The sequence below is a fragment of the Streptomyces zingiberis genome, assembly GCF_012034935.1.
Taxonomy (GTDB): Bacteria; Actinomycetota; Actinomycetes; order Streptomycetales; family Streptomycetaceae; genus Streptomyces; species Streptomyces zingiberis.
Map to the genome: position 1 here is coordinate 55,223 of NZ_JAATEN010000023.1, position 25,855 is coordinate 81,077.

At 71.1% G+C, this 25,855-nt stretch carries 35 protein-coding genes and 1 pseudogene; all 36 read right to left on the reverse strand.

The window, feature by feature from the left end; translation table 11 throughout:
• Positions 1-143: 143 nt before the first annotated feature.
• Positions 144-416, reverse strand: a complete 273-nt coding sequence (locus HCK00_RS22985) for a hypothetical protein (protein ID WP_168103934.1) — start codon at positions 414-416, stop codon at positions 144-146.
• Positions 417-614: 198 nt separating this feature from the next.
• The gene (locus tag HCK00_RS22990) at positions 615-1,457 is read right to left on the reverse strand and encodes a hypothetical protein (RefSeq protein WP_168103935.1); all 843 of its coding nucleotides are present in this window, start codon (positions 1,455-1,457) and stop codon (positions 615-617) included.
• A 29-nt stretch (positions 1,458-1,486) separates the two neighbouring features.
• The gene (locus HCK00_RS22995) at positions 1,487-2,083 is read right to left on the reverse strand and encodes a hypothetical protein (RefSeq protein ID WP_168103936.1); all 597 of its coding nucleotides are present in this window, start codon (positions 2,081-2,083) and stop codon (positions 1,487-1,489) included.
• Positions 2,084-2,102: 19 nt separating this feature from the next.
• Positions 2,103-2,582 carry a hypothetical protein gene (locus HCK00_RS23000; RefSeq protein ID WP_168103937.1) on the reverse strand — a complete coding sequence of 160 codons (480 nt, stop codon included), beginning with the start codon at positions 2,580-2,582 and terminating at the stop codon, positions 2,103-2,105.
• Positions 2,583-2,680: 98 nt separating this feature from the next.
• Complete coding sequence (locus tag HCK00_RS23005; protein WP_168103938.1) at positions 2,681-4,474, reverse strand: type IV secretory system conjugative DNA transfer family protein; 1,794 nt, start codon at positions 4,472-4,474, stop codon at positions 2,681-2,683.
• Between the two features lie 35 nt (positions 4,475-4,509).
• Complete coding sequence (locus HCK00_RS28560; protein WP_240966017.1) at positions 4,510-4,917, reverse strand: SPDY domain-containing protein; 408 nt, start codon at positions 4,915-4,917, stop codon at positions 4,510-4,512.
• 113 nt (positions 4,918-5,030) lie between these two features.
• Positions 5,031-5,294: pseudogene (locus HCK00_RS28565) on the reverse strand (SPDY domain-containing protein); the annotation flags it as partial.
• A complete protein-coding gene (locus tag HCK00_RS23015; protein WP_240966020.1) occupies positions 5,291-5,839 on the reverse strand; it encodes a hypothetical protein in 549 nt (182 codons plus the stop codon). The gene HCK00_RS23015 and the pseudogene HCK00_RS28565, both read right to left, overlap by 4 nt.
• Positions 5,840-5,920: 81 nt before the next feature.
• On the reverse strand, positions 5,921-6,748 hold the full coding sequence (locus HCK00_RS23020; RefSeq protein ID WP_168103939.1) for an SPDY domain-containing protein: 828 nt from the start codon (positions 6,746-6,748) through the stop codon (positions 5,921-5,923).
• Positions 6,739-7,095, reverse strand: a complete 357-nt coding sequence (locus HCK00_RS23025; protein ID WP_168103940.1) for a hypothetical protein — start codon at positions 7,093-7,095, stop codon at positions 6,739-6,741. The genes HCK00_RS23020 and HCK00_RS23025 overlap by 10 nt, the downstream gene beginning before the upstream one ends.
• A 31-nt stretch (positions 7,096-7,126) precedes the next feature.
• The gene (locus HCK00_RS23030) at positions 7,127-7,930 is read right to left on the reverse strand and encodes an SPDY domain-containing protein (protein WP_168103941.1); all 804 of its coding nucleotides are present in this window, start codon (positions 7,928-7,930) and stop codon (positions 7,127-7,129) included.
• On the reverse strand, positions 7,927-8,307 hold the full coding sequence (locus HCK00_RS23035; protein WP_168103942.1) for a hypothetical protein: 381 nt from the start codon (positions 8,305-8,307) through the stop codon (positions 7,927-7,929). The genes HCK00_RS23030 and HCK00_RS23035 overlap by 4 nt, the downstream gene beginning before the upstream one ends.
• A 23-nt stretch (positions 8,308-8,330) precedes the next feature.
• The gene (locus HCK00_RS23040; RefSeq protein WP_168103943.1) at positions 8,331-8,492 is read right to left on the reverse strand and encodes a hypothetical protein; all 162 of its coding nucleotides are present in this window, start codon (positions 8,490-8,492) and stop codon (positions 8,331-8,333) included.
• A 91-nt stretch (positions 8,493-8,583) separates the two neighbouring features.
• A complete protein-coding gene (locus HCK00_RS23045; RefSeq protein WP_240966057.1) occupies positions 8,584-8,985 on the reverse strand; it encodes a hypothetical protein in 402 nt (133 codons plus the stop codon).
• On the reverse strand, positions 8,985-9,758 hold the full coding sequence (locus HCK00_RS23050) for a hypothetical protein (RefSeq protein WP_168103944.1): 774 nt from the start codon (positions 9,756-9,758) through the stop codon (positions 8,985-8,987). The genes HCK00_RS23045 and HCK00_RS23050 overlap by 1 nt, the downstream gene beginning before the upstream one ends.
• 384 nt (positions 9,759-10,142) lie before the next feature.
• A complete protein-coding gene (locus tag HCK00_RS23055) occupies positions 10,143-11,009 on the reverse strand; it encodes a relaxase/mobilization nuclease (RefSeq protein ID WP_168103945.1) in 867 nt (288 codons plus the stop codon).
• 172 nt (positions 11,010-11,181) lie between these two features.
• Positions 11,182-11,619, reverse strand: a complete 438-nt coding sequence (locus tag HCK00_RS23060) for a hypothetical protein (RefSeq protein ID WP_168103946.1) — start codon at positions 11,617-11,619, stop codon at positions 11,182-11,184.
• Positions 11,620-11,721: 102 nt separating this feature from the next.
• Positions 11,722-12,222: a hypothetical protein gene (locus tag HCK00_RS23065; protein WP_206320775.1), complete on the reverse strand. Its 501-nt coding sequence runs from the start codon at positions 12,220-12,222 to the stop codon at positions 11,722-11,724.
• A gap of 52 nt (positions 12,223-12,274) precedes the next feature.
• On the reverse strand, positions 12,275-13,372 hold the full coding sequence (locus HCK00_RS23070) for a hypothetical protein (RefSeq protein WP_168103947.1): 1,098 nt from the start codon (positions 13,370-13,372) through the stop codon (positions 12,275-12,277).
• An 89-nt stretch (positions 13,373-13,461) separates the two neighbouring features.
• Positions 13,462-13,803, reverse strand: a complete 342-nt coding sequence (locus HCK00_RS23075) for a hypothetical protein (protein ID WP_168103990.1) — start codon at positions 13,801-13,803, stop codon at positions 13,462-13,464.
• A 448-nt stretch (positions 13,804-14,251) separates the two neighbouring features.
• Entirely contained in the window at positions 14,252-14,785 is a 534-nt protein-coding gene (locus HCK00_RS23080) for a hypothetical protein (protein WP_168103948.1), read from the reverse strand.
• On the reverse strand, positions 14,785-15,537 hold the full coding sequence (locus tag HCK00_RS23085; protein ID WP_168103991.1) for a glycosyltransferase family 2 protein: 753 nt from the start codon (positions 15,535-15,537) through the stop codon (positions 14,785-14,787). Before HCK00_RS23085 ends, HCK00_RS23080 begins: the two co-directional genes overlap by 1 nt.
• A gap of 54 nt (positions 15,538-15,591) precedes the next feature.
• On the reverse strand, positions 15,592-16,107 hold the full coding sequence (locus HCK00_RS23090) for a hypothetical protein (RefSeq protein ID WP_168103992.1): 516 nt from the start codon (positions 16,105-16,107) through the stop codon (positions 15,592-15,594).
• Positions 16,108-16,230: 123 nt separating this feature from the next.
• On the reverse strand, positions 16,231-16,650 hold the full coding sequence (locus HCK00_RS23095; protein WP_240966026.1) for a hypothetical protein: 420 nt from the start codon (positions 16,648-16,650) through the stop codon (positions 16,231-16,233).
• A 113-nt stretch (positions 16,651-16,763) separates the two neighbouring features.
• Positions 16,764-17,495 carry a hypothetical protein gene (locus HCK00_RS23100; RefSeq protein WP_168103950.1) on the reverse strand — a complete coding sequence of 244 codons (732 nt, stop codon included), beginning with the start codon at positions 17,493-17,495 and terminating at the stop codon, positions 16,764-16,766.
• A 2-nt stretch (positions 17,496-17,497) separates the two neighbouring features.
• On the reverse strand, positions 17,498-18,496 hold the full coding sequence (locus HCK00_RS23105; protein WP_311765442.1) for a DUF8094 domain-containing protein: 999 nt from the start codon (positions 18,494-18,496) through the stop codon (positions 17,498-17,500).
• 96 nt (positions 18,497-18,592) lie between these two features.
• Positions 18,593-19,123, reverse strand: coding sequence for a hypothetical protein (locus tag HCK00_RS23110; protein WP_311765443.1), 531 nt, complete (start codon positions 19,121-19,123; stop codon positions 18,593-18,595).
• A 29-nt stretch (positions 19,124-19,152) separates the two neighbouring features.
• Positions 19,153-19,941 carry a hypothetical protein gene (locus HCK00_RS23115; protein WP_206320776.1) on the reverse strand — a complete coding sequence of 263 codons (789 nt, stop codon included), beginning with the start codon at positions 19,939-19,941 and terminating at the stop codon, positions 19,153-19,155.
• 16 nt (positions 19,942-19,957) lie between these two features.
• Positions 19,958-20,437 (reverse strand): hypothetical protein, encoded by a 480-nt coding sequence (locus tag HCK00_RS23120; RefSeq protein WP_168103951.1) that lies wholly within the window; start codon positions 20,435-20,437, stop codon positions 19,958-19,960.
• The gene (locus HCK00_RS23125; RefSeq protein ID WP_240966028.1) at positions 20,434-20,817 is read right to left on the reverse strand and encodes a hypothetical protein; all 384 of its coding nucleotides are present in this window, start codon (positions 20,815-20,817) and stop codon (positions 20,434-20,436) included. The genes HCK00_RS23120 and HCK00_RS23125 overlap by 4 nt, the downstream gene beginning before the upstream one ends.
• A 210-nt stretch (positions 20,818-21,027) precedes the next feature.
• Positions 21,028-21,576 carry a hypothetical protein gene (locus HCK00_RS23130; protein WP_168103952.1) on the reverse strand — a complete coding sequence of 183 codons (549 nt, stop codon included), beginning with the start codon at positions 21,574-21,576 and terminating at the stop codon, positions 21,028-21,030.
• The gene (locus HCK00_RS23135; RefSeq protein ID WP_240966030.1) at positions 21,560-22,249 is read right to left on the reverse strand and encodes a hypothetical protein; all 690 of its coding nucleotides are present in this window, start codon (positions 22,247-22,249) and stop codon (positions 21,560-21,562) included. Before HCK00_RS23135 ends, HCK00_RS23130 begins: the two co-directional genes overlap by 17 nt.
• A 228-nt stretch (positions 22,250-22,477) precedes the next feature.
• The gene (locus HCK00_RS23140) at positions 22,478-22,987 is read right to left on the reverse strand and encodes a hypothetical protein (RefSeq protein ID WP_168103954.1); all 510 of its coding nucleotides are present in this window, start codon (positions 22,985-22,987) and stop codon (positions 22,478-22,480) included.
• Complete coding sequence (locus tag HCK00_RS23145; RefSeq protein WP_446459021.1) at positions 22,984-23,694, reverse strand: ParB/RepB/Spo0J family partition protein; 711 nt, start codon at positions 23,692-23,694, stop codon at positions 22,984-22,986. The genes HCK00_RS23140 and HCK00_RS23145 overlap by 4 nt, the downstream gene beginning before the upstream one ends.
• A 161-nt stretch (positions 23,695-23,855) precedes the next feature.
• Complete coding sequence (locus HCK00_RS23150) at positions 23,856-25,370, reverse strand: VirB4 family type IV secretion system protein (protein ID WP_168103955.1); 1,515 nt, start codon at positions 25,368-25,370, stop codon at positions 23,856-23,858.
• 28 nt (positions 25,371-25,398) lie between these two features.
• Positions 25,399-25,854, reverse strand: coding sequence for a DUF6238 family protein (locus HCK00_RS23155; RefSeq protein WP_168103956.1), 456 nt, complete (start codon positions 25,852-25,854; stop codon positions 25,399-25,401).
• Between the last annotated feature and the right edge of the window lies 1 nt (position 25,855).

The following is a 25,855-nucleotide window of genomic DNA, read 5'->3' on the forward strand; positions in this document are numbered from 1 at the left end:
GAGCACAGAGGGACTCCGGAGAGGGATTAGTTGAGTCCGGGCGCCGTCCATGCGGCGCTTGGGTGGGAAGTCGTCCGGTCCACATGGCGGCTGGCCACGTGAAACGGGCGGGGCCAAGGAGCGGGCTTCGCGGGCTCGGGCGCTCAGCGGCGGCGGGCACTCGGCGCGCTGCTGTCCTGAGCGGTGGGGTGTGCGGTGAAGTGCCGCGGTGGCGCGGGTGGCCACAGGTGGGTCACCGAGGCCGGGAAGGTGGCCTGAGCGAGGTGGTTGAGGACGGCCAGCCCTTTGTGGGTCAGTGCCAGGCGCTGGCCGATGAGAGATGCGGGGTGGGCGGCTGCGTCGCGGTAGGCCAGGCCCTTGCGTTCCAGGGCGTGCCACGTGGTGATCGCGATGTGTGACGAGGTCTGGGTGTCCACGTACGGCGAGCCGTTACTCCGCAGCCGGACCCGGCTGGGTGTCCGGGCGAGGACCCGCAGGGCGGCGCGCTGCTGCCAGCTCAGGCGGCGCGCGATGGCGGACAGCCCGGAGGCGGAGAACGGCGGTTCGGCAGGGCCGCAGGGCTGGGTGTCGCCACTCCGTGGAAGGGGAGGGCGGGCGGGGTGGCGGGGCGCCGGTCATCGCGTGCGTCCCGCGGCCTGCTTCGTTGCTGGAGGCGTTACCGCCGCTGCTTGGGTGACGGATGTGGAGGGGTTGTGATGGGCGAGGGCACGGTGGCCTTTGGCGGTGACCTGGAGGCGCTGGCCCTGGTGCAGGGACGTCGTGGTGTCCACGCCGACGAGTTCTCGCTTGATCAGGGCGTTGAGCGTGGCGACGTTCACGGTGGCCCTGTCCTTGTCGATGGCCTTGAGCACGCCGTATCGGCTGATCACGTAGCGGATGCCGCCGCCTGCGGACAGCCGGGCGAGGACGGCGTACTGGCTGTCCGTGATCTTCGGCGGTGGGATCGCCTGGTTCTGGTTCTGTTCGGCGTGCTGCTTCAGGTCCCGGGTGATGCCGCTGGCGAGGTAGTAGCAGCCGGTGTGGGCCAGGTCGAGCTGATGGGCGGCATCCGCGAGGTGCCCCGCCATGGCCGGGACTGCCTCCGCGTGCCGTGCCTGGCGCACGGCTGCTTCATCGGTCGGCGGGCCGGGAAACGCGGCGCCCTCCAGCGGATTGGTTTCCAGCGCGCAGGCCAGGTCGGATGCGGCGATGCTGGCGGCGGAGACGACAGAGGCGAGTGCTTCCAGAGACGGGCGGCTGCCGGGTACCGCGGTGTACTGACTGCCGTCGAGGGCGCCGAGGCGTTCCATGGCCCGTTGGACCAGCTCGTGGGTGGCCACGATCTTCGAGGTGAGCTGCTGCCGGGCGTTGGTGCCGGGTGTGAGGGTGAGGGAGCGGATCTCGCTGTGCAGGTCCTCGAAATCGCTGCCGAGCTGCCGCAGGCGGGCGATCTCGGCGTTCAGATCGATCTGTTGCATGGTGCTGTTCCGGGGAGGGGACGTGGTGGTTAGCGGCGGCGCCGCTGGGCCTGGCCCGGGGAGGGCAGCGCGGGCGCGGACGGAGGGCGCGAGGGCGCGGGCGGGATGTCCTGGAGGGTCGGGATCCCGAGGTCGACGCGCACGTTGACGCCGTAGGAGTAAAGGTGGGTCTCGGCACGGACGACCGCACTCACGCCGTCGGATTCGCTCAGCTCGGCAGACAGTGTGTAATTCTGCGACGCCTTGGTGGGGGTGAAGCCATTCTGGGCGAGGACATCGCCGGCGCGGTCCGTGAGGGCGGTGGCGGTGACTGTGCCGTCGTGGAAGCGGATGGTCGCCTCGGGCTCAGCGCTGTTGGCGCTCGGGTGGCGTGTGGTCCAGGCGAGGTCGACGAGGTCCAGGGTGTGGGCCATGAGCCCATAGGCCGCGACACCGGCGCGTTCGTGCGCGTCCTCGCCAGTCTGGGGTGGCAGGAGGTAGAGCGTGCGGCCCTGGTGCTCGCGGGCGGTGAATCCCGCCCCGGTCAGCATGCGGGCGGCGTTGCGGATAGGGCGGTTGACGATGACGAAGGTCCATCCGTCGTCGGTCGAGCCGATGAAGACGTCGTGGTGGTCGGTGATGGCCATAGCAGTCCGGGTGGTCGGGTCAGCGGCAGAGCGGGCGCGGATTGGTACGCGCCGCTGTGGTGGGCGGTGGTGGAGTGGAGCCTTGGGATCCGGGTGGCGGGTTGGGGCCGGTCAGTGAGGCGCGGGCCTCGTCCAGGGCCTGGTGGGCGTGGCTCAGGTGCGCGTGCAGGTCCCTGTGGCGGTCGATCGCGTCGAGTTGCCAGTCGAGGGAGGCTCGGGCGCCGGGCTTGGCGCGTGCGGCGAGCGGGGTGAGGGCAAGGGTGTAGTGGGCCACGGCACGGCCGACATGTCCTGCGGTCTGGCTGAGGGTTTCGGCCGGATGCCGGGCGGAGGAGGTCTGCTGGTCCTCGTTGAGGTGGTGGTGGGCGTCTGCGGCGAGTCGGATGGCGAGGTGGCCGAGCAGCTCGATGTGGCGCAGGGCGGTGAAGAACCCACCGGGGCCGCCGGCGATGCGGTGTTCGCGGATGTCGGCGATGACCGCGTCGAGTGCATCGTGCACAGTCAGATCGTCGAGATCGCTGGGTTCATACGGGGCGATGAGCCGTCTCCTGGGGGAAGTTGAGGAAGAACAGGACGCTCAGGACCGGGCCACCGTTCCTAGGCCGTGGTGCCGAAGTCGCTCTGTTTCGGCGCTGCCTTGGCTATGGCGCGGGCGGTGATGGCCTTTGAGGCGCGGGCGGATGCAGTGGCCAGCTCGTCGGCGCCGGGCTCGAGGTACCAGGGGCGCAGGTCGAGCATGGCGGCGCGCATGCCGGTGGCGAAGCAGAGCGCGGTGCCCTTGGGCAGGGCGCGGATCGCGTCGGCGGGCAGGATCCGCTCCTGCCGCATCGACACGGAGGTCGATGTGCCGGACTCGGAGCGGGAGGTGGAGGTGGTCTCCACGTCGTGGTCGCCGATCAGCCGGCTCAGCTTGTCGGCGAAGTCGGGGTCGTCGATGCCGGAGCCGATGACCTTGACGGTGGAGGCGGACCACATTGCGTCCATGCCCGCGTCGCCCCACACTTTCTGGCCCTGGCGATAGGACTGCAGGATGGTAATCGGGATGATGCCGCGCGAGCCCAAGTGGCTGTACAGGTCGGGGAGGTCGCTGATCTTGCAGACGTTTGCGGCCTCGTCGAGGATCGCGAGCATCGGCGGGTCGAGCCGTCCGCCGGCGCGCTCGGCCTGTGCGGTCGCGGCCCGCATCACGGAGTCCGCGCATGCGGCGATCAACGCTGAGGCTCCTCCTCCGCCGTCCTTGGAGAGCAGGTAGAGCGTGTCGGTGGAGTTGACGAACGCCGACGGCTGGAACTCCGGAAGGTCTGTCTGTGGGGTGACCCATGCGGCGATCTCGCTGTTGAGCAGGGCGGCGGCGTACTGGCGGGCGGTCTCGTAGATGCCGTCCCTGGTTTCCGGCGGGCCTTCCACGGTGCCCTTGAGCTGTGCGGCGACGGCGGTGAAGCGGTGGTCTCGGAGGATGTCGAGCGGGGTGCGGTCGGCGGGGAAGGCGAGCCACTGCATGACATCCGTGATCGGGCGGTCGTCGAGGGCTGCGGCGAGGAAGAGCTGGGAGAGGATGTTCGATCCGGCCTTGGACCAGAAGTCGCCCTGCTGGCTCGCGTCCACGGACGCGGCGAGGAAGTGGCCGGCCAACCTGCCTGCGCCGTCCAGCGTCTTGGCGTCGGCGAGGGGATTCCACCACATCTGGCGTTCGGCGTGTGCGATCTGCTGCGGGTCCATGGACCAGACACGCCCCACCGCCGCGCGGGCATCGAGGGTGGCGGTGTAGGCATCGCCTGCGGCCTTGTTGGAGGTCAGCAGGACCGGGCCCGGCGCGGCCAGGATCGAGGGGATGGCGAGGCTGGTGGTCTTGCCGGAGCGCGGAGCCATGATCGCCACCGCGACGTCCTCGTATCCCATGCGGACCTCGTGCCGGGTCCCCTGCAGGTTGCCGAGGAGGATGCCGGTGTCCTTCGCGTCGATGTGCTTGGCGGTCTTCAGACTCGGACGCAGGGAGCGGGCCTTGGCGGTGATCGCCTTGGCCATCAGGGGCTCGATGTCCTTCGGTTTCGCCATCCCGGCGATCTTCTTCTTACGACCGCCACTGCGATTGTTGTGGCGGGAGAACAGCACGCCGGCCACGCCACCGAGCGCGAGCAGGGCTGTGATCGGGACGATACGAGCGCCGATCAACAGGGACGTTTCTCCGGCCTGCGGCCAGAGCCGGCCGGGATGGAGGAGGGCCGTGGTCGGCTGGTAGGGCGCCCAGTTGTGTCCGGTGGCCCAAGCGGTGATGTTGCCGCTGAGCCAGGCGAGGTGAGACAGGGGCACGACGACGCCGAGCACTGCCAGAAGGAGGCGGAAGGCGACGTCGTAGCCGTCGTTGGAGGAGCTGTTGGCGGGAGAAGGCAAAGGGAATGAGCGCTTCCGGGAGGGGGCGACGGCGATCAGCGGGCGGGGCCCGGGCTGGCCGGAGGACGTCGCGGGGCAGGTGGTGCCGTCGGCGGGGCGGGACGTCGGGCGGCGAGGGCGTGCACCCGCTCCTCCAGGGCCAAGGCGACCTGGACGGCAGGCAGTTCCCGGTATGTGCGGGCGATGAGCTTGGTGCCGTAGCCGGGGATGCTGAACGGGTTGCTGGTGCGTGGGAGGGGGCTGGGGTCGGCGAGCGCGGCAGCGAACGCGGTGATCAGGTGCGGTGGGGTGTGCTCACCGAAGCGGGCCTGCCACACCGGTCCTTGGGGCTCACTGAGCGTGGTGGTGGCCCACCAGCAGTTGGATGTTGCGCTGACGCAGTACTCGACGTGGGCCGTGCCGTCGGGTGAAACGAGCCCGTCCTTGCCGGGAACGGTCTCCAATCTGCCATCAGGAGCGGTTCGTACGGGGCGACATGGGCGGTTGGGATGTTGCCCGGGTCGGTCAGGGCGTCGGTCAGGGCCGCAATGATTTCGACCGGGGTGCGGGCCCCGAAGCTGGCGTACCAGGCAGGCCGGTCCCGCTCGGGTGCGTGATGCAGGGTCCACCATTGCCCGTCGGGGTCGGGCTCCAGACGCAAGCGGGCCTTCTGGTCCGGGCTGGAGAGGATCACGCGGGGCATCAGGGGGTCGTGGCCGTAGCTCCAGCCGCAGGCGCGGTGCAGGGGGACGGTGACCCATGCGGGATCGCCGGCGCCGGCCAGGTGACGCGGGGCGACGAAGTCGACCTCCACAGTCTCGGGCGTCTGAGGCTCAGTCATCTGCGCACCGTGCTCGCGTGGCCGGTTCCTGGGGCTGCGGTCGTGGTTGGCGGCGGGGCCAGGGGTGAGGGGGCGTGCCGGGCGGTGGTGTTGATGTCGCAGATGGCGTGGCCGTGGGTGGCCCAGTCGTCGAGGGAGCTCCACGCTTCGGCGTGGTGAGCGGCGAGGGCGTCGTCGAACGCCTCCGTGCCGGGGCGGGCGTCGGCGGGGAGGCTGTCGCGGGTCTCCAGCCACTTCTCGTGCAGGGCATCGAGGCGGTCGAGCGCTTCGTGCAGAACACCGAGTTGCCACACCCAGCGGCTTTGCACCGTACGGGCAGGCAGGTGCGTGAGCTGGATCTGTGCGGTGGCCAGGAGATGGTGAGCGCCGTCGCGGACGCTCTCGAACGCCTCGGCGGTCGCTGCGTCACGCAGGCTCGCGCGCCGGCCGTAGGCGTCCTCGTCGTAGGGCCAGCCGTCGAGGTCGGTGTGCTCGTCGGAGTACGCGTCCCAGGAGTCGAGGATCTTCTGGCTGTCGCGCAGGAAGCGGCCGAGCTGCTTGAGCAACGCGCGGTGGGAATCGGAGGGTGCGGGAATGGCGGTTTCCTTGGGGAGGCGATGGGGGTTCGGCCGAGTACGGCCGGTGGGTCAGCGCCGCACGGGAGGCGCTGCGGCCTTGGACGGCGGCGCGAGGGGCTGGATGGTGGCCGGCCGCTGGCGGCGGCGCGCGGCGCGTGCCTGGGTGCGCAGGGCGTCGAGGCGGGCGGTGTGCGCGTCGACCACCTGCTGCGGGCTGAGCGGGCTCGGCTCCTTGACGGCGCTGTAGTGGGCGGTGCGCTCGAACATGCCGCGCTGGAGCGGGGCGGTGTCGGTGAGCGTGGTGACGAACGCGCTGACCAGGTGGGACGGCGTGTGGTGGTCGAACCAGGCGTGCCAGATCCTCGGGCCCACGGGATGGCCGTGTCCGTGCTCACGCGTCTCGATGTGCCAGGACGGCGTATCCCGGTCGCCGAGGGGACGCAGCTCGATGTGGCACATGCCGTCCGGCGAGTGGGCGCCGTTCTGCTGGTCGAGCTTCCAGCCGGCCGAGGACAGCGTCCGCCAGGGATCCGGGGGCTCGGCGCGCGGCGGGCAGAGGAGGGCGTCGGTGACGCCGGCCAGGATCTCGGCGGGGACGAGTTCGCCGAACTCGGCGTACCAGCCCGCTTCGGTGTCGGTGGGCTCCGCCCGCAGCCGCCACCAGGCCGAGGTGGCGGACTGCGGGTCGAGCTGCAGGCTGTGACGGCCATCGGGGCTGCGCAGGACGAGTTCCGCGCTCAGCGGGTCGGATGTGCGGGTCCATCCGACGGCGGCGAGGTCGTGGGTGACGTGGCGGGCGTCGCCGGGGCCGGCGAGGTGGCGCGGACTGGTATCGAAGGGGATCTGCCAGGCGTGCTTGTCGGCGAACTCGGCGAGCTGCCGCTCGCTCACCGGCATCGGCTGCACTCCGGCGTGCTCGGGGAGTCGTTCGCAAGCAGCGTGCGCAGGTCGTCGAGAAGGTAGTGGAGGGTGTGCTGGTCGGTCTGCTCCCACGCGGCGGTGCGCAGCTCCGCGATCAGGAGGTGCGTCTCGGGGGTACGCGGGGTGTCCGGGTGGTCGAGTACGGCGCGGGCCAGGGCGCGCAGGGTGTCGCCGAGCTGGACGGGGAGGCCGGTGTACTCATCCAGCAGCGGCTCGACCAGGGCGAGTGCCTCGCCGGGGTCGGGGGCGTCGTGCAGGTACTCGGTGAGCCGGGACAGGGTTTCGGTGGCGGTGTGGATGTCGTCCGGGGTGAGTGCGGGCACAGGGCTCCTTGAAAAGGGAGAAGGGGGCCGGTCAGCGGCGGGCGCGGGGTCGGCCGGCGGTGGCGTGGGGGCGGGTCGTGGTGCGGGGCTGGCTGGCAGACCAGGAGTTGCGGGCCCAGGTGGCGGCGCGGGCGGCGTGGACGCGGGCCTGTTGCCAGGCGCTGAGCTGGGAGGGGAGAACGGAGACGGAGGTGGTGCGGATCCGCGTGCTGTGCGGGACACGGCCCCGCGGGCGCATCACGGGGTCGGGACTGGCGAGCGCTTCGGAGAAGGCTTGGACCAGATGCATGGGGGTGGAGGCAGTGAAGGTCGCGGTCCAGCCGTTGCCCTGCTCATCCTGTGCCCCGGACCACCAGATGGCCTGGCCGCTGCGGTCGTGGTGGAACTGCATCCACGCTGCCCCGTCGGGGCTCGTGGCGATGAAGTGTTCGTCGCCACGGTCGGTCTTCCAGCGTTGTTCCTTCAGCGGCGCCCAGACGTTGGGGGCGTGCGCGCTGCGGGGGCGGGTGAGGGCATCGGTGAATCCGGCAACGATCTCCACCGGCGTCTGCCGGCCCAACGACACCGTCCATTCGTCCTGGTGAGCGGTGGCCTTGCTGTGGATCGTCCAACCGCCAGGCAGCACGTAGGGGTCGTAGCCGACCCGGATCGTGCGGTCGGGGCTGTCGAGAACGAGCGGGCCGTTGCGCTTGGACTTGTCCTGCCACCCGCAGGCGCGCAGGAACTCCGAGACGTGCCTCAGATCGCCGCCACCGGCGAGAGCACGGGGCTGGACGAGGTAGTGCTGCTCTGCCTGCTCGCCCGGCCCCCAGCCCTGCCACTGTTTTCGCTTCACCGGCGCCGCCGTACGACGAGCGGAGCAGCGGTCGGGGGCTTGGCCGTCACGGCGGGGCGGGCGTGGAGGCGCTGGAGGGTGTCGGTGTGCTCGTCGAGATCCAGGCCGATGTCATGCAGTTCGTTGGCGGCCCGGCCGAGGGCGAGCCACACCTCCGCGGGCAGGACGCCGCGTTCGGCCTGGTTTTTGGCGAAGACGCTGCCGGTGGCCACGAGGTGGGTGAAACGGCCGAGGACTCCGTCTTCGGGGTTAAGGACACGTGCGATGACGCGGGTGGCCTCACCTGCCGGGAGTATCGCGAGGTGGTCGGAGAGCTGGCCGAGCTGACGGGCGATCTCGTCGGCCAGCCGGTCCGGATTCGGAGCGGGGTGGGGCATGGCCCTCCTGGGCGGGCTTGAGGTCAGTGGTGGTGGCGGCAGCCGATCCGCCGGGCTTCGTCGAGACCGGCCCCGGGACGTGCGTCGGCCGGTGGAACGAGCCGGTGAGGGCCGGTGGGAATGCAGGCGCGCAGATAGCGGCGGAACAGGGCGGTGGCGAGGCGGGGTGTGAGGCGGCGGGACATCGGCGGTGGTGTGCGGGGGCCTACGGGTTTCTCCGGTCGGTGCTGCGGGGGCCGGGGCGGCCCCGGCACGTGCCGGGGCCGCCGTTCAGGCTTAGGGGGTACGTCGAGGCGAAGCGGTGGCTGCGGCTGCTGGAGCGGGTTTCGGGGGCTGGGGCCTTACCTGGCGGGTGCGTATGTCGTGCACGGCCTGCTGATAGACGACGGGGTCGAAGAGGTAGTCAGGAAGGAAGACCTCGTATCCAGCCGTGATCAGTGCGGGGACGGCGCGGGTGGCGAGCTGCTTCTTCTCGTCCTCGGTGAGGTGCGCGGGCGCCTCGTGCCAGACGTAGACGGGCCCGGCCGTCACCGCGCTCCTGCGCTCGAAACCGAGACGGTCGAGCAGGGCGAGGAGCTCCTCGGGCGCACCGGTGGGGGTGTCGGCGTGAACGGTGTCGGTGAAGGGCTTGCGGTAGATCTCGACGTCGGTACCTTCGTCGTCGGCGCGGTTGCCCATCACCGGGCCCGCGTGGCCGAGGTACGCGCCTGGGGCGGCGGGGCCGCCGGTGCGGTGGCCGTGGGCGCGGGCCGCGCCGCAGGGTGCTGGAGCGCGGTCGTGACGCCCTGGGCAGCGAGCTGCTCGCCCGTGGCGCGCACGGCTCGAGCCTGGACGGCGGTGTCGTCCCCGCTCAGCCGGTAGGTGCCGGTCTGCTCGTCATGGAGAAAGCCGTTGGCGACCAGGACGGCGGCGACCGTGTCACCGGTTGGGGCGGCGGCGAGGCTGCCGTCGGCCTGCCAGGTGAGCACGACCCGCTCCGCCTGGGACGGCTGGGTAGCGTCGGCCTTGTGGGACAGGCCCGTGGCATTGTGGCGGACCTGGGCGAGCGCGGCGTCGTAGCGGGCCAGCAGGTCACCGGCGACCGTCTCGGCGCTCAGGAACGGGTCGTCGCTCAGCGCGATGCCGTCCGGCTCGCGCATCCCGCTGAACGCCTGCCCGGGGACGTCACGGGGGGCGACGGCGGCGATGAGGAAGCCGTCCCGCTCGTCGTGCCGGTCGAGGACCACCAGCTGGGCGCCGTCCTTGCGGGTCAACACGGCCGCGTGCCGGATCGGGTGCGCGGCGAGGGACTCGGCGACGAGGTCCATGTCCCAGATGTGGTCGGCCAGTTCGGCGAGATCGTCCTTGCGCTCGGGCGGGTGGTAGGTACTGCTCCACGTGCCGGGCAGTTCGCCGGCGAGGACGTCGGCGAACGAGGCGAGGCGACCGGGATCGGAGTCGTGGTCGTGCATGTCTTCCTTAGCAATGGAGCGGGCGGGGGTGAGGGGCGCAGACGCGCGATGACCGGAGGCGGGGTCTGCACGTGCGCTGCCGTGGCGGGTGGGCGCACCCAGCGGACACTTCGCGCTCTGCGCCGGGCACCTGCCCGGTGCAGGTGCTGCGGCCGGGGGTGCGGGCGGGCCGGTCGGCGAGCTGGGCGACCTGGGCGCCGAGCGGAGTGGGCGCTGGTGGGTATCGAACGATTCGTCGCAGTCGACGTGATAACCGACGGCCGCAGCCGCGGCGCTGCAGGATGCTCTGGGCTTCGGTCTGCGCCGCGAGCGAGGACCTCACCGGAGTGGGGATTGCGGCGCAGGCCCAGGAAGCGGTCGGCACGCGGTAAGAGCGGGGCCTTGCTACGGTGATCGTCGTGTGTGCCGCACCTCCGGCGGTGCGGTGGCGATGCCGTGCCGAGGGACGGCGCCTGTTGGGCGGGCCGCGAGGTGAGCGGCGCTGGCGTCGAGGTCCTGCTGGATACCGAGGAGCCGGTGAGCGATCAGCTCCAGGCGGTGCGCCGTGCCGGGGCTGCCGGCACCCGGCTGGCGTGCGAGTCGGTGCGCGGTGTGCTCGATGAGGCCGCGCACGGTGGCCAGCGGCCCGGACTGCTCGTCGGCGAGCTGCGCCAGGACCGTCGCGAGCTGAGTCGATGCGGTCGGGACGGGCCGGGCGACGGCCTGGCGCTCAGGGGCTGTGCGTACGGGGGTGAGGTGCAGCTCGTTCTCGATGCGGCGGGCTTCATCCGAGAGCCGTCGGAGCAGGCTGGCGGGCTGCGACTGCCAGGTGCCGTCGAGCCGGATCAGGTTGGCGATCAGGTCGAGACGGCCGGGCTGGGCCTGGACGCCGATCCAGCGGCAGCCGCTCTCGTCGCCGGGGATCTCGATTCCGGCGGCACGGGCGAGGCGGTGGGCGGCTTCAGTCCACTCCGGACCGGTCAGATCACGGTCGTCGGGGTGGAGACGGACGTCGAGGTGGAAGATCGCCCGCCGATCGCCCTGCGGGCCGGTGGCGAACGGGTGCTCCACCAGCGGGTCGTCGAGGTGCTCGGCCCACTGGGCGGACGACCAGACCGTCTGTTCGTCGTCCAGGGTGTAAAACTCCAGGCCAGGCCAGTAGGCGACGACGGTGTGTTCGGTCAGGCCCTCCTCCGCCGACACGTTCCGGTTCAGGGCCTGGCTGAGCGGGTGCTGGGCGGAGATGCTGCGCTCGTTGACGCGTGGGATCACGTCGGTGTGCCTCCGCTGGTTCGTGAGGACAGCGGCAGCTCGCTTGCGGAGGCGATCAGGGAAGGCTCGCGCACCAGGTCCGTGTGCACAGAGGCATCACCCGGCGTCAGGGTGGCCCGGTTCCGGGTGCCAAGGAGGGCCAGGGCGCGGGCGGGGCGGCGGACGGGAAGGGTCACCGGCCGTCCCGGGCGTCGTTGACGTGCACGAGCTGGCCGAGGGCCGTGGTGGTGTACCAGCCGCAGTCGATCAGCTGCTCGCGGGAGGCGTATTTCGGCAGGAGGTAGTCCTCCATGGCGCGCAGGTAGATCAGGCAGTCCGGGCACCGGCGCTTCAGGTGGACCAGGTAGCGGGGGTGGGCGGTGAGGTAGGACTGCTGGCCGCCGGTCGCATCCCGCAGCCGCCATCCGTCCTCGTCGGTCGGGGTGTGCCATGAGGAGGCGACCACGCGCAGGGAATCTCCCCACAGTTCCCCGCCGGCCACGCCCTTGAGGACGACGACCTGCTCGCCGGCTTGGAAGTGCCGGTGGGTGATGTCCCGGGCGGGAGTGAGCGGATCGGGCGGCGGCGTGAGGGCCGGAGTCGGCGGAGGGGTCCAAGAGGGCGGGAGCATGCAGGTCCTTCCACGCGGTGCGGGGTGGCGGTGGGAGGATCAATGGTCCGCAGGATCGCCGGTTTGGCTAACCGGCGATCACCGGCTATGTTCCCGCCGTCGTCAGCGGTACGGGTTCTCCGTTGCGCGGTCGGACTCGCTGGCGGCGTCGAGGAGTTCGACCAGGTCAGAGCCCTCTGCATCCCTCTGGTCGATCCACCACCCCGCTCTCGTGATGGTGCGGGCCTTCTCTTCCAGCTCCGCCCAGTCCGCCTCGCTCCAGGTGCCTTCGATGGCAAGGGCGGTGTGTGCGGCGGTCATCAGCTGGTGGCGGGAGCGCTCGCCCCACTCCAGCGCCCTCTCGGGCCCTTCCAGTGGCGGCATGTCGAACTTTTCGGCCCACTCGGCCGCGGCTTGCTGCTCCTCGGCGCGCTTGGCCGCGAGCCACTGCTCCTTGGACTCGGTGTCGGCGTCGCGAGCGGCCTTCCAGCAGTCAGAGCATTCCCGTCCAGCGAGCCAGCGGGCGAACCCCGCACGCCGGTCGGCCGGGCGGTCGGACAGGTCATGGACGACCTCATGGCCGCAAGGAGCATGCTCGATCGTCCATCTCGTACGGACTGCCATGGTTTGGATCTCCTCAAGTAGGTGGTCGTGCAGTCGGGTTGGGGTCGTGGCTCTAGCGGTGGCGCGCGGGCGACGAGCCACGGGCGGGAGGCGCTGGAGGCGTTGTGTCCAGGGCCGGGCGCGGGCGGACCTGTGGCCTGGGAGTGCGATGGGGCGGCAGGACGGCGACACTCGCGCCGAGGTCCTCGGCCGCCTCGTGCACTTCGCGGGTGAGGAAGTCGAGGTGCCGGCCGAGCGCGGCGAGCCGGGCGGCGACCTGCTGGCCCCGCACGGTTTCCAGGGCCTGGGCGAACTGGCCTGCGGCCTCCAACAGTTCCTGGAGGCGGACCAGCGGGCCCGCGTTGTAGCCGTTCTGGGTGGCGCTGAGCAGGACCTCGGCAACGTCACCTGCCGCCCGGGCTTCGATGACGTCCCGGATCAGTTCCTGCAACGACACCTCAGGCGGGGCCTCCGGGCGGTTGAACCGGGAGACCTCCGGCCGCAGCACGCCAGGCGGGACCGCGCACGGCAGTGCCTGCCCGGCGATGTATTCGTTGGCGTAGTGCCCGATCACCTGCCAGCCCGGCGCGTCGGGATCGCCAGCCAGAGCGATCACAGTCGAGGTGTCGTCCTCGATCAGGTAGGCGAGCGTGATGAGTCGGCCGTCGGCGGCGTACCACGACTCGATCAGATCCAGCTCGCCCCGCCGCTGGGCCGCGTGGGCCATGGCGGTCCACATCTGCTGTTCCTCGTCGGTCAGCGGCATTTCGCGCTGCTGGTGCTGATCGGCGAGGTCGGTGGCGAGGTAGCTGTACTCCGCCCAGAAGGCGAGGTGCGGCCACACGGCCGTGTGCTGCTCACGCTCGGCGGTAGAGCCGGGTGCGGCGGGCTGGTCCAGGACCTTCGCAATCTCTTTGTGGGAGGTGGCGAGTCTGTCGAGCAGGCTCCGCCACGCGGCTGCGTGGCGGGCGGGCGGCAGCGCGTCGAGGGAGCGGCGGGCAGCGGCGAGGAGTTCGCCTGCGTGCGGGAGCAGGTAGGTGGCGTACGCCTGGAGGGCTGCCTGGTCGCGATGGGCGCGGGCTGCTGCGGCGGCGCGGTGGTGGACGGTCTGCCCGTGGCGGTCCCGGGTGGCATCGAGCGCGGTCTCGACCTCACGGCCGATGCGAATCATACGAATCAAGGAAGTCCCGCGCCTTCCATGCCAGTTCGCGCCCGGTGGGAGTCGGGGTGTTGGGGATCGGTTGCTCCTGGCGGTTGCGGTCAGTGGCGTGTCCGGCGTCCTGCCGGCGGTGCCTGTGCGGTCATCGCCGGCCGGTGCGTCGGGGCGGACGGGGCGGACTGGCCGGGGCGCGAGACGCGCAGGTCGGGGTCGAGGTGAACCGAGTAGCGGGCGGCCATCAGCATCTCGGCGGCCCAGCTGGCGTGTTCGTTCTCCCAGGTGCGGCCGAGGTCGAAGGGCAGCCGGATCCACTGCCCGCGCAGCGTCGGATAGGTCTCGAAACCGGCGCGGGCCAGGATGCTCGCGGCGAACGCGTCGTACGGTCCTTCGACTTCGACCTCGCCGCCTTCGCCCCGGGTGATGCGGATCGGCTCGCTGGTCATGTTCACCGGCTCCGTCCTTGACCGGCAGTCGGCGCGTGGCTGGCGGTGGCAGGGGGTGCCGCCGGCGCGGCGTTGGCCAGGGCGGAGATGCGGGAGGGGCGAACGGTGGCGGCCTGCGCGATGCGGGAGCGCCGTTCAGCCAGGCTGTTGCTGGTCGTCGGCCGGGCAGGAGCCGATGCACGGGCGGGGTCGAGCGCGCTGTCGTCCCGCACGCGGTAGCCGAGGCTGCGCAGGTCGTGGGCGGCTTGGCGGGTACGGCGCAGCCCGTCGCGTTCCGGCTCGGTGAGCCGGTACAGGCCCGGCGAGAAGGGGACGGGCTCGAACTGCTCGCGCAGGAGGAACCATTCGGCGAGGTGGGGGGTGAAGTTCGCGTCGGCGGAGGCGACGAAGCCGTGTTCGGGATGGGCGCGGAAGTGGAAGTGGTCGGACAGAGAGAGATCCTTATCGGTCAGTGGCGGTTCGGCTGCCGTGGCTGCTGGACGGCAGCCGGCTGGGTTCGCAGGCCGGTCGTTCGCGGTGTGGACGGCCCAGGCGGTGCCGGTGTGGAGGTCGCGCGCAGGGCGGCGGCGGTGTGCCGCAGACGGGCGCGGGCCGCGACGTATTTCTCGGCCGTCATGATCCGCAGGACTTCAGGGTCGTTACGCAGAGGCGAGTGGGCGAGGTCCTCCACGGCCTCGCGCTGGAAGCCGGTCGTGGCGTAGGCCAGGGCCTCGGCGAGTGCGTCCAGAGCTCGCGCGATACCTGCGGCGGCCCAGGCGAGCCGGGTGAGGGTGGCGCGTTCGGGCGGGTAGACCGTCTGCGGTGTGGTGAACCGTTCCTGCGCGCGTTCGATGGCGTACTGCAGATGGTGGGCCAGCACGCCGATGTCGTCGGTGAGCGTGACCAGGTCGACGGCATCGGGGCCGCTGGGGAATTGGGCGGCCAGCTCATCCAGACGCCGGGCCAAGTGATCGAGCGTTGCCGGGGTGACGGAGGACGACATCAGACCACCCCGGCCGCATCGCTCGTCTCCCGGGCACAGAGGGCGGCTCGCAGGCTGCGTCCGTAGTTCCACGCATGGCACCGAGCCTGCGGCTCCAGGACGTCATAGGCGTCCTGGCGGGTCATCTGGCCGGGGTGTTTGCGGTACCGGTAGACCGGCAGGCGAAGCAGGATCCCAGGGGCGAGGCTGGTGACGCCGACGGCGGCCATGTAATCCTCGCCCTGGACCAGGCCACCCATCGGCGCCGCGCGCACGAGGTCGGTGCGGGCCAGGAGGGTGGTCGGCCCGATGGGGATGGTGTCGGACGGGGACTTCCAGTACGTCCACACGTCGCCGGCCTCGTGCCGGCCGGGCGGTGTCGGGCAGCGCCACAGCGTTGTCGTTCCGTCCGGGTGGAGGTCCTGGCTGTATCCGGCACACCAGCCCACCCCGGTCGCTTCCAGGGTGTGCAGCCGTACGGCCATGGCGTCGTCGGTGAACTCGTCATCGTCATCGGCCCAGTTGACGTAACGGGTGCGGACCTCGTTCAGGGCGATGTTGCGGGCGCAGGCCGCGCCGACCGGGCGGGGCAGCACGAGGGTGCGGACACGCGGGTCACCCGCGAGCGGCGCGGGCAGAAGCTCGGGATCGGCGCCGTCGATGGCGATCACGGCTTCCCAGGGCACGCTCTGCCGGGTGAGGCTGGCGTGCATGGATTCCAGGTAGCCGAGCCGGTCCTCGCGCAGGCGGGTGGCGATGACGACCGTGATCAGGGGCGGTGCGGGAGTGGGCAGGGCAATTCCTCCGGGAAGGCAGGCGAGGAGCGTTTAGCGGCGAGCGGCGGGGCGGGCCGGGGAGCCGATCGCTGGGCGCGTGGTGGGGCTGGCCTGGGGCGGGGCGGCGCGCACGGGAGTGAGGACGGGGGCTGGTGCGGTGGAGGACCAGTGCGCGGGGCTGTCGCTGAAGACAGTGCGCGGGTCGGTGTTCCAGACCACGACCAAACCGGCGTCCTCGTGGAGCAGGCTGATCACTTCCATTCCCTGCGGGCGCAGAACGTAGCCCCACTGCAGGTCCTGCTCGCTGGCGGTCGCATCGGTGACCGTCATCCGTACCGGCGGGGAGCCGTCCGAAGTGATCAGGTTGTCCAGGCTGCGGCTGGGCCAGTGTTCGCCGCCGGTCAGCGCGGCGACGAGCGCGGGCGGGGCGCCGTCGAGGAGATCGGTGCCCAGCTCCTCCCAGCCGACGGCGACATCGTCCATGAGAAACCGGGACATGGCTTCCAGGTCGCGGCGGAAGCGGTGCTGGAACGCGGCCAGGAGCAGGGGCAGGTGATGGCTCGGCACGCCGTCGAGATGGACGTGGATGCCGCTGTAGCCCCCTTCGGTGGGGCGGGCGACGAAAGAGCGGGTCGACAAGGCGGGTCTCCCAGTGGGCACGGGCGGATGCGGCGGGGTGTTCGCTGAGACTCAGGGACGCCGACGGGTGAGGTGCGGACCACCGGTGTCGGGGGCGCGGCCGTGCTCTGCTGCCAGCACTGACAGGGGTACCGCGCCGGCCAGTGGGTCGTCGGGCGTGGTGACGGCGTGCAGGGCCCGGTTGAGACTGCGCAGGGCGGCGGAGTGCCCGAGCGTCGCGTTCAGCCGGCTCTCCACCGGCTCGCCTCCCCTGGGGTGGGAGGTGAGCCGGTGGGCGTCGGCAAGACCGGTCACGGCCGTGCTCAGGTGCGAGGCGGCGCGGCTGCTGTGCGCGAGCGCGGCGGCCAGACGGGACAGGTACTGACGTCCGACGTCGGTGCCGGCCAGGGAACTCTCGGCAGTCTGGCGCAGGTCGGAGACAAGACCGGAGGTCAGGTTGTGTACGGCGACGAGCTGGTCGAGCACGGGCACCAAGCCCGCCTGGGCAGTGCCTACCTCCGGCAGGACCACAAGCCCGGCAGTCTCCTTTACACGGCGCTGCCACAGACGCAGGCGTGCGGACACGAAGTCGGCGTGGGGACGGCTCATCGGCTCGGCCCCTTCGGCAGATTCGCCGTCGCGACGGGCTCGGTCGAGGGGGCGCCGAGGGCGAGGCTGGACCGTACGGACACGTGGAAGCCCAGGTGCCGGAGGCGTTCGAGGCTCTTGATCAGCTGGCGGCGGCTCTGCGCCTCGGTGAGGGTGTCCGGCAGGTGGCATTCGCCCGTGGCGGCATCGAGCAGGAAGCCGTCCCGCGCCAGCAGCTCGGTCAGAGCACGGATGTACGTGGTGCGGATGCGCGGACGGCGCTCGGTGTCGAAGGAGACCCGTACCTGAAGGTGGCCGGGGCTGGCCGCGCGCAGTGCGGGCGGCGAGGCGAAGCGGTACTCCAACAGCATCCGCCGGCGCACCGCCGCTGCGGCCCGGACGGGATCGGCAGGCACCGCGATGCCGCGGGGACCGGGCAGGCCCATCACGTGCTCCTGCTGGCAGCCGGCGGGCAGCATCGGCAGCACAAGGAACTGGTCGGCTCGGTGCGGCCGGGTCAGGACGTACAGCTGCAGGCCGTAGGGGGAGGTGAGCACGCACCGCTGGACATCGGCTGCGTCGAAAGCGGTGTACGCCAGCGGGCCGCTGTGCCAGATCCGGTGGCTGCCGGCCTCCTGCGCCACGAGGCTGGTGGGTTCTCCAGCCTGCCAGCGGCCAGGCAGGTGCTCGGCGAGCGAGGCGGCGAAGCCTGACACGGGCGGGGGCGGTTGCTGATGCGCGTGGCTCATGCTCACGCTGCCGAGGAAGTGGACAGGCCCTCGGCAGCGGTGCGGCGGCAGGTGTAGCCGATCAGCTTCGACTTGTCCGGCGTGGTCGGGACAGTGGCGACGTCGGAGCAAGTGAAGGTGTAGGTGAAGTACGGACTCGGCTTGTCCCCCAGCCAGGCCCGGTCGTCCTTGTCCGGCACGATCTGCAGCCCGGAATGGGCGACAGCATCGCGCTGGGTGTGCGTGTGCGCGAAGACGACCAGGGCTCCACCGTCGGCGGTCCTGAGAGCGTAGCTGCCGGTGAACTCGGTGGCGGCGGCGGAGAACTGGGTGGTGCCGCGGCTGCCGAACTTGTGGAGGGTGTCGTCATGGACCTTGATCTGCCGGGTGGACGTCTTTGTCGTGGTGAAGACTTTTTTGCCGGTCAGGTCGCCTCCGGTGGCGAAGTTGTCCAGGACAGCGTCACGCAGGACGTCGACCGGGGCGGCCACGTTCTTGGTGGAGGTGGCGTCGACCGCGGTGGCGTAGCCGTCGGCGTCCAGGGCGATCTTGGGCAGCTGCTTCTTGTCGTCGAGGTCGACGGCGGCGACCATCTCCCACCGCCTTGTTGTCGCCTGCTCGGCCATGACCAGGACGCGGGCGTACTTGTCGTTCTTCCCGCTGTAGGTGACGGCGGCGAACCAGCGTTGCTGCCTGGCGGTGAAGCGGGGGATGTAGACGTCGGTGGAGGCAAGGTCGTACGACCACGGCTTGTACTTTTTGCGGTCGGCCTTGGGCAGGCCCTCGTCCTGCTCGTAGTCCGCGACCGACATCGCATACAGCGGGCCGTCCTCAATGGTGTCGAGGAGCTTGCGCTTGTTGTGCGAGTTGGCCTCGTTGTTGATCTTGGAATAGTGGGCGATCTGGGCGAGGGCCTCCTTCTTCGTCAGAGCCGGCTCGGCGGTCGGCGCGGGGGAAGCGGTACGTGTGACCCGAGCCGTGGCGTCGTTGTCGGCGCTGCCGGGAGCGCCGCAGGCGGACACGGTCAGCGCGACGGACGCGGCGGCGGTGAGCAGGAGGGCGGTACGGCGGGCGGAAATGTGCAGGGGGATGACGGTTCTCCGAAGAATGCGGGTGGGTCAGCGGTTACGCGATGCGGCAGCGGAAGCTGCGGGCGGACGCGGCACGGTCACGGCGGGTGTCACCTGGGTGTCCGCGGTAGCGCGCAGCTGTTTCGCGGCGTGGGCGAGGTGCGTTCGGGCGTCGCCGAGGCGGTCCACGAGGTGCTGGTGTGCGGCGGCGATCGACCGGTCGCGGGCGGGGCCGGGCTGCTGGTGGGCGAGGTGGGCCAGGAGGCCAAGCTGGTGGACGGTGGCGCCGAGGGCGGCGAGCGCGGCACCGGCGGGCTGGGCGGCGCTTGCCAGCGCGAGGGTGGTGCGGCGGTCGGTGGCTGTGGGCTGGTGGGGGTAGCGGGTGGCGGCCCGGTGGCGGAAGGCGCTCTCTCCGGCCAGGTAGCCCAGCAGGCGGGCCAGGTGGCGGACTTCGTCGTCCAGGATCTCGCTCAGAGCTGGATCGGGGTGGATCTGGTCGGGGAGCGGGAGGTGGTCGGCCACGGTGTTGAGCCGGTCGGCCATGTCGTGCAGCAGCATCCGCTGGTCGAGATCAGACACCAGAGGCAACTCCAGGATGTGCGGGGTGTCTACCGTCGTGCTGAGGACGGTGTGCCCGCTGTTGGCCGTGTACCGAGCGCTGCTGTGGGCGGGCGGCTTGTTGGGCCTGCGGAGGTGGGGGCGGCGTGGCGGAAGTTGACGCCGATGCCTTGGGCGGTGAGCAGCCGGACGGCGCTCTGGATGAGCAGGGCGCGGTCGCTGGTGCTGTAGGAGGCGGGCAGCACGAACGCAACCTCGTGCGGGCTGTACTGGAATCGGCAGCCGTACAGCACCATGCGGGCGTCTTCGGGCACCGACCTATACGGCGCTCCCACCACGCCGTCCGGGTACCACACCAGCGTGAGGGTCTCGGCGACCTCTGGTGCGGCGGGACGGTGCGGCGGCTCGGGCTGGACGCGGGCGTTGTGGTGGACCGCCTCCAGGGCCCGGTGGTAGCGGGGCAGCACGCGGCGTGCGACCGCGGCGGCGGCTCGGAGCGGATCGTCGGGGACGGCGATGCCGTTCGGCTCGTCCACGTGGTGGAAGTGGTGTGGCTTGGATCCCTCGGGCTCGAGTGGGGCGATGAGGTACTGGTGGGGGTAACGGGGGCGTTCGGTGACGCAGAGCTGTTCGTCGTCTCGTCCGTGGAGGAGTGCGACGGGGGCGTCGGGGAAGTCCAGGAGGGCCGAGTGGGCGGGACCGCAGTCCCAGACCCGGTCGGCGACCGGCCGGTGGTCTTGGGGAGCGGGGAAGCCTTCGTACTTGCGGTACCACTGCCCAGGCAGGTGCCGGGCGAGGGCGGTGGCGAAGGCGTACAGGTCGGTGCGGGATGCGGTCATGAGTTCCTGAGCGCTGTCAGCGGGTGCGGCCGGGGGGAGGTCCGGCGGGCGGGGGCGCCGGTGCCGAATGGCTGGGGTTGCTGGGGGCGGTGGCGTAGTAGTCGGTCACGGCTTCCTGCCAGCTCCGGCGACGGGGGACGGCGAGGGCATGCATGCGGTCGACGGCGACGTGCAGGTCTTCGCCGAGCCGACGCAGCGTGAGCGCGGCCGTCTGGAGGTCGTGGTAGAGGTCGAAGCCGTCCTGGCGTTCGGCTGCCTTGGCCGTCTTGGCTGCCGCTTTGAAGAAGTCTTCGAGGCCGGCGAGGAGTCCCTCGGTCGGCTCCAGGACCTCATCGAGGAGGCCGGCGGCTTCGTCGTACGAGCGGGCGGCATTCAGCCGGTCGGTGAGACGACGTACGGCTTCGGCCGCCCAGTCCTGGGCGGCAGGGGTGTCGGGCTGGGGTGGCAGGGGCGTTTCTCCGGTTTCAGCGGCGGTCGGTGATGATGCTTCGGTCACCGCCGTGGCCCACCCGGACCTGGCTGCTGCACGGGCGGTGGGGGAGCCGGTGGCGTGTCGTGTGCTGCGCGGGCCTGCTTGGTGAGCGCGTCGAGGTCCGGGGGCGGGTCGTAGTGGGCGCGCAGGATCTGCAGGTCGGCGTCGGCGGCCATGGCCACGGCGGTCTTGATCCGGCTGGCGGCATCCCTCAGCAGCTTGGGCGGGGAGCCGGGGGCGGCGCCGCGGTTTTGCCGGCGCCATTGCGCGGCTGCGGCCAGGTAGTCGACGACCGCGTTGAGGAGGGGTTCGGCGGCATCCAGCAGGGCGTTGGTGACCGCGCTGAACTCGGCGGGAGTCTCGGCTGCGGCCAGCGCCGTCAGGTACGGGTCCAGGTCCGGCACGGGCAACGGATTGCCGGGCAATGGGTGTTGGGCGCGGAAGCCTTCGGCGTCTCGCTTCGCCCAGCGGTACAGGTCATCCGTGGTGGCGGATCGTGTGTGGTAGGCGTGGATCTGTTCGGCGGTCCGACCGACGTTGTCGTACAGCTCAAAGTCGGGGTGCTGCAGTGCGGTCTCCTGTCTGGTGGTGGGGACGGCGATCGTCCGGAGTTGTCAGGGACGTGGTGTCGTGCGGGGCGCGGAGGACTGAGGTGTGCGAGGGGCCGGGGCACGCAGGCCGGCGACGAAGCGCTCCACGTCGCGGTGTGTCTTCAGGTGACGTCCGGCGGCGTGGACGGCTTCATAGGCACGGCGCAGTTCGCGTCGGCCCGTGGCATGGTCCAGGACTGTCCGCCAGTTCCGGCTCTCTGCGTCTGGCGTCCCCGGGGTGGGCTGGGGAGATGCCGCAGTGTGCGCGGTCTGGGCGAACAGACTCGCGGCTGCGCAGGTGTGGGTGGCGGCGGTGACCAGCTCCATCAGGCCCTTGGACAGGTACTCGGAGGGCCTGGCACGGATGTGGGCGACGAACTCGTCGGCCAGCAGTGCCGTACGGGCGGAGAGGCGCTGGGCGGTGACCGTGTGCTGGAGCAGTGTGTGCACGGGCAGGGGGTCGGGGACGTGGCCGGTGCCGTCGAGCAGTTCGAGATACTCACTGGCGCTGCGCAGTTCGAGGGACAACTGCTGCAACCGGTGCGGCAGGGACTGTTCAGCGGGGTCGGACACGTGAACCTCGTGGTACCGGCATCACGGGGGCGGCCTTGCTTGCTACCGTGGGCGGGGATGGAGTTGCCGGCACTGAACCGGGCGGGCCGAAAGCTTCCGTGCCGCCGACCAGGGAGGGGCGGCCGTCGAGTTCGTCGAGCCATCTCAGGAGCCGGGGCAGGTTCTTGTCGGGCCCGTACGCCAGGTAGGTGCCGTCGGCGGTGTCGCAGCCGAACCACTCGGCGATGCCCAGGCGTATCCGCGAATTGACGCGGCCCATGTGCACGTTCTTGCCGCGGGCCTTCGCCTCGCGAGACAGCCGCTCGGCGACCGGGCCGAGCTTCCACTGGGTTGATCCGGCCAGGAACAGAACGTCGAACGCGTCCCACGGCAGCAACCCGGGTGCATCACAGCCGTCTTGGGCCGCGTAGGCCGCCGGGACGCCCAGCTCGCGGATAAGGGCCAGCCACGGCAGGGACTCGGTGAGGGTGCCGGCAGCGTCGAACGGCTGGTCCGGGGCGAGCGCCCACAGACAGCGGTCCGGCCCGTAGCGCTCCACGGTCCGGCTCAGCCAGGCGAACCACGCATCGGCGCCTGGCCAGTAGCGGCCCTTGCCGTCGCTGCCGAACTTCGAGTTGTCGCAGGCATACAGGGCGCCGTCCGGGATGCGGCTGCCTTGGGCCGGAGTCGTCATGCAGCCCAGCCGTCCGGCGCTCATCGCTGCCCGCACCTCAGGCCCTGAGGGAGTGCCGAGGTAGAGCACGCTGCCCCTTGCGAACGGCGAAGCGGGCCGTCATCGGGCCAACCCTCGTGAAGCCGCCGGGGTGGGTGGGGCGGGAGACGGCAGTCCAGGACGTCTTGCCGGTGGTCCGTGGGTTTGCTGCTGGCCGCCCGGGACGCCCAGGCCCGCAGTTCGTGGGGGTCACGATCCGAACAAGTCGCCCTTTTCGGCGTTGTCTTCGGTCCAGCCGAAGACCACGCGTTCCAGGTCTCCGAGGTAGACGACGTCGCGATGGGCGCGGAAGGCGTCGAGGACTTCGTCCGCGTAGTCCTGTATCTCGTTGTCCGCCTGGTCGACGCGCGTTCGGTTATTCCTCGACAGTCGGCGCCATTGCACGACGTCGGAGTCGGTGGCGCGGTTCATCCAGACCCAGACGCCGTTGCCCAGCTTGAAGACGAACTCGGGGTGGAAGAAGCGGCCGGTTCGGCTGTGGCGGCGGGGGTTGCGCTGTTCGCCGAACCCGGTGACGAGGCTTTGGGCAAGTTTGTCCAGGGCGGCGGCCTTGACGTGCGGGTCGAGGTCTTCGCGCGCGATCTGCTCGCGTACCGCGTCGGTGAGCTGGCGCTTGTGGAATCGGCCGTCGGCGTCGGTGAGCTTGAGCGCGGTCTGCTCAACGATGTGCCGCAGCCGTATCTCGGCGGTGGTCGTCACGGCAGGTCACGCTCCTGCCAGACCTGGTCCATCTCGGTCAGCGCCGTCATGGCGTGGGCGATGGTTTCGCGGGTGATGGGGGTTCCGCTGGCGTACTGGGGGTCGTAGCGGCTGAACGTCCGGGTTCCGCGGGCCTGGGCGAGCGGCGGTACGACCTCGTCCAGCAGACGGGTGGCCACCCGGCGCTGCCGCTTGTCCTCCTCCACGCGTTCGGTGCGCTCCGCCCACGCGCCGGCCAGGGTCAGGTCGCCCTCGACGACCCGGTCGGCGAGCTCGGGATCCTCCTCCCGCAGCCGGGCGAGCTGGACCTCGGCGCTGTTGGCCTTGGCCTTGTTCTCCTGGGCGACGGCGTACGCCTCGTTCAGCCCGGTGGCGCCGCTGATGACCGGGTCCACGAGGTCGGGCGCGTGCTGGAGCACGACATTCGCCTTGCCTATGGTGCCCAGCGAGATGCCCAGCTGTTCACTCAGTGAACGGGAGGACTGTTCACTCGGTGAACGGCCGCTCTGTTCACTCAGTGAACAGGCTTTGGCTGTGATCATCGCGATCTGGCCCTTGGTCAGATTGCGTCGGTGGACGTTTGCCGACAGGGCGTAGCGGTCGGGGTCGTCACCGTCGTATGTGGTGTACGCGGGTTCGACGCCGGCGATCTCGCATGCCTTCAGACGGTTGCGTCCGTCGATGACTCGGCCGCTGCGGTCCAGCACGACCGGGTACAGCAGGCCCTGCTCCTTGATGTCCTCGGCGAGGGCGTTGAGGTCGTCCTCGTCGAGTGCGGGGAAGAGCAGGATGGTCGGATGGAACTGGATGGTGTGCTCCTAACTGATTGATCGTCTGGGGTGGTGGGCCGCCGGAACTCGCGGGAGTTTCAGTGCATGCGGGCGTCGGTGTCGAACAGCTGCAGCTCGTGCGGGTGGAGGAGGTGCTGGACGATGAAGGACCGGCCGGCGACCTTCCACAGGCCCCGTCCTCTGTTGAGGTGGGCGATGGCGTCGGTCTCGACCGAGGTAAGTCCCAGCAGGGAGGCCGCGGCGTGGAGTTGGTCGGTCTCCTGCCGGTAGATGATGCGGGTGGAGCAGTCGGCCAGCAGGCCCTCGGCCAGGGCGCGGCCCTGGGAGCCGGCGTCGCCGGCGGTGAGCAGGTCGGAGAGCCGGTGGATGACCATGAGGTTCGCGATGCCCAGGCCGCGGGAGAGCTTCCACTGGGCCTGCATGCGCTGCAGCAGGCCGGGGTGGCGCATCAGGCGCCATGCCTCGTCGTAGACGATCCAGCGCCGGCCGCCGTTCGGGTCGGTGAGGGCGGACTCCATCCAGGCGGAGGCACAGGTCATGGCGAGGACGAGGGCGGTGTCGTCGCCGGACCCGCCGAGCCGGGAGAGGTCGATGGTGAGCATCGGGCTGCCTGGGTCGAAGGCGACGGTGGAGGGGGCGTCGAACATGCCGGCGAGGTCGCCGTGGACCAGGCGGCGCATGGCGTGGGCGAGGTCGCGGGCAGCCTCACCGAGGCGCCCCGACATCATCCCGGCAGCCTTGTCGAGCTGGGCGGGGTTGTTGAGCGCGGCGGCGACGTCGCCGAGGAGCGGCGTGCGGCCTGTGTCGGCGGCGCGGGTGACGACGACGTCCAGGGCGACGTCGAGAGCCGTGTGCTCCATCGGCAGCAGGTCCCGGCCGAGAATGGTCCGGGCCAGCGATCCGAGCAGCAGGAGGCGGCGCTTGCGGATCTCTCCGACCCAGTCGGCTTCGGCGACGGAGGCGGGCCGGGGGGCTGCGTCCAGCGGGTTGAGCCTGCCGGGCAGTCCGGGGCCGAGGGCGACGGAGGTGCCGCCCAGGGCGTCGGCGACCGGCGTCCACTCGCCCTTGGGGTCGCAGGGGACGTAGATGCGGTAGCCGAAGGCGATCGACCGGAGGGCGAAGCTCTTGGCCAGCGCGGACTTGCCCTGGCCGATGACGCCGGCGAGCAGGAGGTTGGGGTTGGTGAAGCCCTCGACTTTGCCGTACAGGGCGAACGGGTCGAAGACGAAGGAGGCTTCGGCGTGGACGTCGCGGCCGATGTAGATGCCCTCGGCGCCGAGCCCTCCTTCGGCGAGGAACGGGTACGCGCCCGCGGCGATGGCGGTGGTCATGCGGTGGGCCGGCAGTTTCAGCCGGTTGCCGCGGGCGGAGGCAGGTCCGGGCCGCCCGGTCGGCGGGTAGAGGGCGGTGGGCATGTCGTGCTCGGATGCGCTCGGGCTTGCCGGGTGGGCGCTGGCTTCGGCGCGGGCCTTGGCCGCGGCCTCCGTGAGCTGCCGCCGGGCCGCGCGGCGGGCAGCGCGGTCGGTGCCGTGGGGGGTGAACACCGGGCTGGCGGAGGCGCGGTGGGCGCGACGGTCGGGCCGGTGGCTCATCAGAGGCCCTCCATTCGGCGGGTGGTGTTCATCGCACGCATGCGGTGGTGTGCGTGCGGTTGAGATCGGTGGGGGTGGTCTTGCGGCGGACGATGTGTCCGGCGGCCAGGTGGCGCTGGCAGATGGTGAGGACCGGCGGTCCCTCCGGGAGCCGTTCCGGATGACACTCGGTGGCGTCCGCCGAGGCGGGCAGGAGGTGGAAGGCGTCGTGCACGGCGGCGGTTGCCTGCCACAAACGGGTGTGTGCGGCGGCGAGGTGGCGGCCTGCGGCGGGATGCGGGGGGCGGGCGGATTCGGCGAGCTGGTCGAGGAGCTGGTGCAGGACGGTGAGGTGGGCGTGCAGCACGTCGAGGTGCACGCGATCCACCGGCGCTGGGCAGGCGGGTGCTGACCGGGCCAGGGCCCGGCTGTGATGGCGCACTCCGGCGCTGGCGGCGCGAAGGTAGGGGTGCGCGTCGAGGTCAGTGGCGCGGGGTCGGGTCAAT